Genomic DNA, 7,315 nt, shown 5'->3' on the forward strand with positions numbered 1-7,315 from the left:
TGCATTATTCATGAAGACTTTGGAAAATCCTCGAAAGCCTTGGCAAGAAGTTCATCTAGCGATCTGGCTGAAAAACAGTCTGTTTTTTGAGATGTCCTCACAATCAGGTTTTTGCCAGTTGGTGAATAATGCAGGCTAGGATCGCGGGGGTTGGGAGTGGCCCGATAATGGGCATTTTCGGTGACAAAACCGTAGGCGTACTCATCCATATTGGTCGCCCCCACCAAAACTGCCCCGGCTGCTTCTAGGGTTTGTATAGCGATCGCATCTTGTCCGGCGGCAGGGTGATCTCGATTGATTTTGGAGCCGGCAAGGGTGACAATACCCTTGATATCAAAGAGATTTTTGACGGCGAAGGGAATCCCTGCTAAGACACCGACGGGTTCACCGTTGGCGATCGCTTGATCGATTTTTTGGGCTTGAGCGAGCGCCCTAGGCTGTAAAATGTCGGTAAAGCAATTTAAATGGCGATTTTTCGCCTCTATCTCCGCCAAAGTCTGGCTAATAACTTCTAAGGCGCTAGTTTGACGATTTTGGATCGATCGAGCTAAATTGCACACAGAAATAGTCATGGTTCAAAGCTGAGGGCGCTTTCCCCGTCATCCTCTAAGGGAAATTCTGTCACTAAACTGGCGATTTCTTGCAAGCGTTGCCAGTTTTCAACCACAGAATTTAAATAGCGATCGGGAATGGTTAAATCTAGGATTTTCGCCATGATTATAACGTATTCTTCGGGATTATTCATAGAGGTTGCATCTCATATTTGTGATTCAAAGAGGGCGAATGCAATTCGCCCCTACAATAAATAATATTATTGCGCCAATAGTAGGGGCGCACCGTGGTCAGTGAGTTCATCGAACTGCGTGCGCCCAAAATGTCATCTAGACATTTCGACCAAATTGAGATGCATCCTTCATAGATTTCGTTCTGGTTGGGGTGAAGGAGATCAAGATTTGCTTAAAAGCAGCGCTCAGGAATAAAATCGACACCTAGTTAAGCTGTGAAAATTGCTAGGATATAAGAGAAAATCTCCTGTAAATACAATAGCTATCCCTAGGGAGGAAGTATAACTTAAATTTGTTCTTGACCCCCGACTCCCTAGGAGCATAACCTGAGATATGATCATATAACTGTATATTGAGATATTTTCCCCTCCTTCACCTCCAGATTAAATTAAACTTATATATGACCAAAAACAAGAGGTAACAAGTCTCCCCTTTCAAGAGAATGAAAATTAAAAACTACTGAAGACTGCTGGTAGTCACTGATAACTGATAACTGATAACTGATAACTGAAATGACCATCTTACAAGACGAAAAACTCCTCTTCACTCCCGCAATACCCCACAGTGATGCCCTTAGAACTATTTTTGCTTTTCCTAATCAGTATTCCGTCGGTATAACCAGTTTAGGTTATCAAATTGTTTGGGCAACTTTAGCCATGCGATCGGATATACAAGTTAGTCGTTTATTTACGGATTTTCAAGAATCTTTACCCCGTTATCCCGAATTAGTTGGCTTTTCCTTTTCTTGGGAATTAGACTATGTTAATATCCTCTCGCTGTTAGAATCTTTAGAAATTCCCTGTCACAGTCATCAACGGCAAGATCGGCAGGCGATAATTTTTGGAGGGGGACCAGTTTTAACCGCTAATCCCGAACCTTTTGCCGCTTTTTTTGATGTAATTTTATTGGGAGATGGTGAAAATTTAATTGCTGATTTTATTAATGCCTATCAAGAGGTGAGAAACGCTGATCGCCCGACAAAACTCCGTCATTTGGCCAAGGTTCCGGGGGTGTATGTTCCTAGTTTATACACCGTTAATTATGATAGTTCCGAAGGCGAAATTACGGCAATTCTACCCATAGATAATAATGTTCCCGCCTTTGTTAGTAAACAAACCTATCGCAGTAATACCCTTTCTGCTTCTACGGTGGTGACAAAACAAGCGGCATGGGAAAATATTTATATGGTAGAGGTGGTGCGAAGTTGTCCAGAAATGTGCCGTTTTTGTTTAGCTAGTTATCTAACTTTACCCTTTCGTACCGCTAGTTTAGAATCCCTGATTCCCGCCATTGAAAAAGGTTTAAAAGTGACCGATCGCTTGGGTTTATTAGGTGCTTCCGTCAGCCAACATCCCGAATTTGAAACCTTACTTGATTATCTTTTTCAACCAAAATTTGAGGGAGTTAGACTCTCGATCGCTTCAGTTAGAACTAATACTGTCACGGAAAAATTAGCCAGAATTTTATCCCTAAGAGACAGCAAATCAATTACTATTGCCGTAGAAAGTGGTTCTGATCGCCTACGAGAAATTATCAACAAAAAGTTAGCCAATGATGAAATTATCCAAGCTGCCATTAATGCCAAAGCGGGCGGTTTAAAGGGGATAAAACTCTATGGTATGGTGGGAATACCGGGAGAAGAAGCCGAAGATATTGCGGCGACTGTGGAAATGTTAACAGCATTAAAAAAAGCCGCCTCTGGACTGCGAATTTCTTTCGGTTGCAGCACCTTTGTGCCTAAATCCCATACTCCTTTTCAGTGGTTTGGAGTTAATAAAATGGCCGAAAAAAGATTAAAATATCTAGAGAAACAATTAGGTAAACAGGGCATAGAATTTCGTCCAGAAAGTTATAATTGGTCAGTGATTCAAGCCCTATTATCTAGAGGTGATCGCCGCTTAACCTCCCTGTTAGAATTAACCCGTGGCTACGGTGATTCTTTAGGCAGTTATAAACGCGCTTTTAAGGAACTAAAAGGACAAATTCCCCCTCTAGATTATTACGTTCATCAACAATGGCGTTTAGAACAGGTTTTACCCTGGAGTCATTTACACGGTCCTTTATCCTCAAATATTTTAATAAAACATTTAGAACAATCCCAAACAAAAAGGTAAAATATGGCTAATAAGCTAAGACGCATTTAAACAATGTCTTGACTATCAGACCCCAAATGAGGTATTCTATCAAGGTAGATCGGATATTGGTGCAATTCAGACTTGAATTGGTGCTTTTATTAACTATCAATCTCGATTAAACCATTAATTTAATCTTAGTTGATCAGCCCATGAGCCAGAAAAATGATACAGTTACCCTGCTTTTATCCCTGCTGATTACCCTAATATTTTTTGGGGCTGGTAGTTGGTGGTTATACAATCGTTTTCAAGGAAAAAATAACCCAACCAATCTTTCTGAAATCGAGAAAATATCACCAGAGCAAAAATCGGTATCGGCACAAGCAAAATTTAGTCAAGGAGAAAACTTATTAATAGTTGAAGGGGCTTCTTCTGACAAACAAGCTGCTATGCAGGCACTCGGAAAAGGAGACTTTCAGCAAGCAGTTTACCTCCTAGAAAAATCCCTGCGAGCTAATCAAAATGATCCCGAAGCTCTCATCTATTTAAATAACGCCCGTATTGGTGAAGCTAAGTCCTATACCATCGCCGTTTCCGTGCCGATTGGGAGCAATGTCAACACCGCCCTAGAAGTTTTACGAGGAGTTGCCCAATCTCAAAATCAAATCAATCAAACCGGAGGAATTAATGGCATTCCTTTAAAAGTTCTCATTGCTGATGATGCTGATAATCCCGCAATTGCTACTCAAATTGCCCAAAAATTAGCGGCTGATAACAGCATTTTAGGAGTAGTAGGACACACTAGCAGTGATACCTCTTTAGCGGCGGCTGCTATCTATCAAAAAGCGGGATTAGTAATGATTTCCCCCATCAGTACCTCAGTTAAACTCTCCAATTTTGGTGACTATATCTTTCGTTCTGTTCCCAGTGATTTTGTGGCAGCGCGAGCATTAGCTGAATCTAGCTTGCAAAAAATTTCTAACGTCAAGGCAGTGGTATTTTTTAACTCCCAAAGTAATTATAGTCAATCCCTAAAATCTGAATTTACCACCGCTTTAGGATTAGGAGGAGGTCAAGTGGTGAGTGAATTTGATCTATCTTCCCTCACTTTTACCCCTTCTAAAAGCCTCCAACAAGCTCAACAGGAGGGAGCAAATCTAATCGCCCTTCTTGGGGATAGTGGTACCCTAGATAAGGCTTTGCAGGTGGTTCAAATCAATGGTCAAAAATTACCGATTGTGGCGGGTGATGACGTTTATAGCCCCAAAACTCTGGATGTAGGCGGAAAAAATGCCCTGGGCATGATTGTAGCTGTCGCTTGGCATTTGGGGGCTAATCCGAACAGTCCTTTTGTAAAAAATTCCCGCCAATTGTGGCAAGGAGACGTAAATTGGCGCACTGCTACCGCCTATGACGCTACCCAGGCTTTAATCGCCGCAATTAAGGCAGAATCTAGCCGAGAGGGAGTTCAACAGGCGTTAAGAAGCAGTGATTTTTCTGTCCCCGGGGCGACTAATCCAGTGCGATTTTTACCATCTGGCGATCGCAATCAATCTGTGCAATTAGTGGTAGTTAAACCCGGTTCTCGTTCTAGTTTTGGGGTGGATTTTGTGCCAATTTCTCGATAAAATGACAATTAGATCAAGATGAATTATAAGTAAGTATTTATAATTAAATTGAAGATAGATTTTGCCTCTGATCCCCCCTGCCCCCCTTAATCCCCCCTTGATAAGGGGGGTGTCTGACAACTTTTAACACCTACCTACTTATGTTAGAAACTCCCCCCAAATATTCTGTTCTTGGTTTACCAGTTCATCTCCTCGATAACTACAGTCGTTGGTTAATTGATCGCCTCTATCAAGGTTTTGGTTCCCACGTTGTCACTCTTAATGCAGAAATGGCAATGTTAGGAGAAAATGATGCTAAAGTAGCCCAAGTTATTCGAGAAGCAGATTTAGTTATTCCCGACGGTGCTGGGATTGTTATTTACTTAAAATTAAGGGGGAAAAAACAAACCCGCTGCCCCGGTATTGAATTGTCAGAATCCTTAATTACTGAGTTAGGAATGCAGGGTGAGAGTTCTCCTATTGCTTTTTTTGGTGGTAAACCGGGGATTACAGAAAAAGCGGCAAGTAATTGGCAAAAAAAGATACCTAATATCCGTATTCTGTCTAACCACGGTTATCTATCCTCCGAGGAAATGTCCGATTGGATTGAGGTGTTAAAAGATCAACAACCGCGGTTAATTTTAGTTGGTTTGGGAGTACCCCGACAGGAATATTGGATTAGGGAACATCGCAATCTTTGTCCCCAAGCTATCTGGGTAGGTGTGGGGGGCAGTTTTGATATCTGGTCTGGGACAAAAATCCGCGCCCCTCGCTTTTTCTGTGACAATAATTTAGAGTGGTTGTATCGACTCTATCAGGAACCTTGGCGCTGGAAACGAATGTTAGCTTTACCTAAATTTTTCTGGCGATCTCTTTTTTATTGACAGGATAAAGCGTATGATCTAGCCGGTTAAATGTGTCTTGGCTTGTGCTACTCTGGAATGAAAGTTAAATCTGCTAGTCATAATTAACCCGCCATGAGTTTAGCAAATACCCCATTTTCCTATCCTTTTGAAGTCCAGGGTTTTTTGCCAGAAAGCCTAACAACGCAAGTACAAACTATCCCACCAGCGACGAATGGCAACGATTTAATCTTTGGTACAGATGGAAATGACTCGATCAATGGTTTAGCAGGCAACGATACAATTCAGGGTGGGCAAGGAAATGATACCCTACAGGGCAACCTAGGCAACGATCGACTTTTAGGTGGTGATGGTACTGATGAACTACAAGGGGGTGCTGGAAACGATACTCTGGAAGGGGGTAGCGGTAACGATCGATTATTTGGCCAAGAAAACGACGATCTTCTCCTCGGTAATGAGGGTAATGATACTCTCTCTGGTGGTACGGGGAACGATGTTTTAGAGGGAAGTTCTGGCAACGATTTATTATTTGATGATAACAGTGCCAGTGGCGGCAATGACTGGTTAATCGGCGGGGAAGGCAACGATCAACTACAGGGAGGTGTCGGCAATGACCTGATTGAAGGCGGTACTGGCAATGACATTATCTTTGGCGAAGCGGGACAAGACAATTTTTTCTTCGGGGTGAATAACGGTCAAGATCAAATTCTCGATTTTGATGTGGCGATGGAGAAAATTATTATCTCCCCCAGTTTAGGATTTACTAATGTTAGTAGTATTTTGTCCACTTTTAGCCGTCCTTTTCTCAATGTCACCCGTTTGACTTTGAGTACGGGCAACACTATCGATGTGTTTCACGCCAATCAATCTAATCCCTCGGTAACTCCCCTAACCGCCGCTAATTTTATTATCGATTAACCTCCCAGCGACCTCACCCTTAGCAACAACAGGATTGGCGAAAATCTAGCTATAGGTACAATTATCGGCACTTTTACCACCACAGATATCCCCCTTAACCCTACTAATACTTTTACCTATAATTTAGTCACTGGAATCGGTGCCACTGACAATAATCTCTTTACTATCAATGGCAATAAACTGCAAACCAATGTGGTCTTTGATCATGAGGGACGGAGTAGTTACAGCATTCGCGTTAGAACTACGGATCCTGCGGGTTTGTCTTTGGAAAAATCTTTAACGATTAATGTAATTGATGTTAATGAATCTCCCACAGATCTAAATATTTCTAACAGTAGCATCGCCGAAAATCAACCTCAAGGAACAGTGGTAGGTACCTTTAGCACCACAGATACCGATCGAGGAAATACTTTTACCTACAGTTTAGTATCAGGGGCGGGTTCTACGAATAATTCTTTGTTTACCATTGAAAATAATCAACTAAAAACTAAGAGCGGCTTTAATCATGAAAATATTAATAATTACATCATTCGAGTCAGGACAACCGACGGGAATGGATTATTTTTTGAAAAATCCTTAACTATCAACGTTACCAACGTTAACGAAACTCCCACTCTTGTTAATCCGATTACTGATCGTAAAATCTTACAAGATCAACCCTTCACTTTTCAGATTCCAGCTAACACCTTTACTGATGTAGATGCAGGAGATGTTCTCACCTATAGTGTTACTATCAGTAATAATAACCCTCTTCCCTCTTGGTTAACTTTTAACCCAACCACTAGAACTCTCGCTGGTACACCTACCGGTGCTAATGTGGGCATTCTTGACATCCGAGTTACCGCCAGGGATCGAGGGGGACTATCTACCAGTGCTGACAGGGGGACAAGCAAGCTGAAAAGCTTATGTAGCATGGAATACAGACAGATACTCCAAAAAAAGATAAGTCATATTTACCATATATGACCTAAATAACGAAAATGATAAGTGAACTATACCAGAAAGTGTTAGAAAATGAACTGGGACGAGCCAGATATCTACTGTTGTTAATGATAGTTGGAACCTTGCAA

Annotated in this window: 6 protein-coding genes and 1 pseudogene; 5 read left to right on the forward strand and 2 right to left on the reverse strand. The window is 41.7% G+C overall.

Annotation, left to right across the window (positions count from 1 at the left end; all coding sequences use genetic code 11):
• Positions 1-134: 134 nt before the first annotated feature.
• Positions 135-572 (reverse strand): annotated as a pseudogene (locus IM496_RS02500) (amidase family protein); the annotation flags it as partial.
• Complete coding sequence (locus tag IM496_RS02505) at positions 569-745, reverse strand: DUF4089 domain-containing protein (protein WP_002740449.1); 177 nt, start codon at positions 743-745, stop codon at positions 569-571. The gene IM496_RS02505 and the pseudogene IM496_RS02500, both read right to left, overlap by 4 nt.
• A gap of 552 nt (positions 746-1,297) precedes the next feature.
• On the opposite strand from IM496_RS02505, the gene IM496_RS02510 reads away from it, so the two are divergent.
• The 5 genes from IM496_RS02510 to IM496_RS02530 all read left to right on the forward strand — a co-directional run bounded on the left by IM496_RS02510 (position 1,298) and on the right by IM496_RS02530 (position 7,211).
• A complete protein-coding gene (locus IM496_RS02510) occupies positions 1,298-2,899 on the forward strand; it encodes a B12-binding domain-containing radical SAM protein (protein WP_194014853.1) in 1,602 nt (533 codons plus the stop codon).
• 170 nt (positions 2,900-3,069) lie between these two features.
• Positions 3,070-4,485 carry an ABC transporter substrate-binding protein gene (locus IM496_RS02515; RefSeq protein ID WP_194014855.1) on the forward strand — a complete coding sequence of 472 codons (1,416 nt, stop codon included), beginning with the start codon at positions 3,070-3,072 and terminating at the stop codon, positions 4,483-4,485.
• Between the two features lie 140 nt (positions 4,486-4,625).
• Entirely contained in the window at positions 4,626-5,348 is a 723-nt protein-coding gene (locus IM496_RS02520) for a WecB/TagA/CpsF family glycosyltransferase (protein ID WP_287661148.1), read from the forward strand.
• 93 nt (positions 5,349-5,441) lie between these two features.
• Positions 5,442-6,245, forward strand: coding sequence for a calcium-binding protein (locus tag IM496_RS02525; protein ID WP_287661149.1), 804 nt, complete (start codon positions 5,442-5,444; stop codon positions 6,243-6,245).
• 33 nt (positions 6,246-6,278) lie between these two features.
• A complete protein-coding gene (locus IM496_RS02530; RefSeq protein WP_353737620.1) occupies positions 6,279-7,211 on the forward strand; it encodes a putative Ig domain-containing protein in 933 nt (310 codons plus the stop codon).
• Positions 7,212-7,315 lie beyond the last annotated feature (104 nt).

This window comes from Microcystis sp. M049S2, from assembly GCF_020245625.1.
GTDB lineage: Bacteria > Cyanobacteriota > Cyanobacteriia > Cyanobacteriales > Microcystaceae > Microcystis > Microcystis ichthyoblabe_A.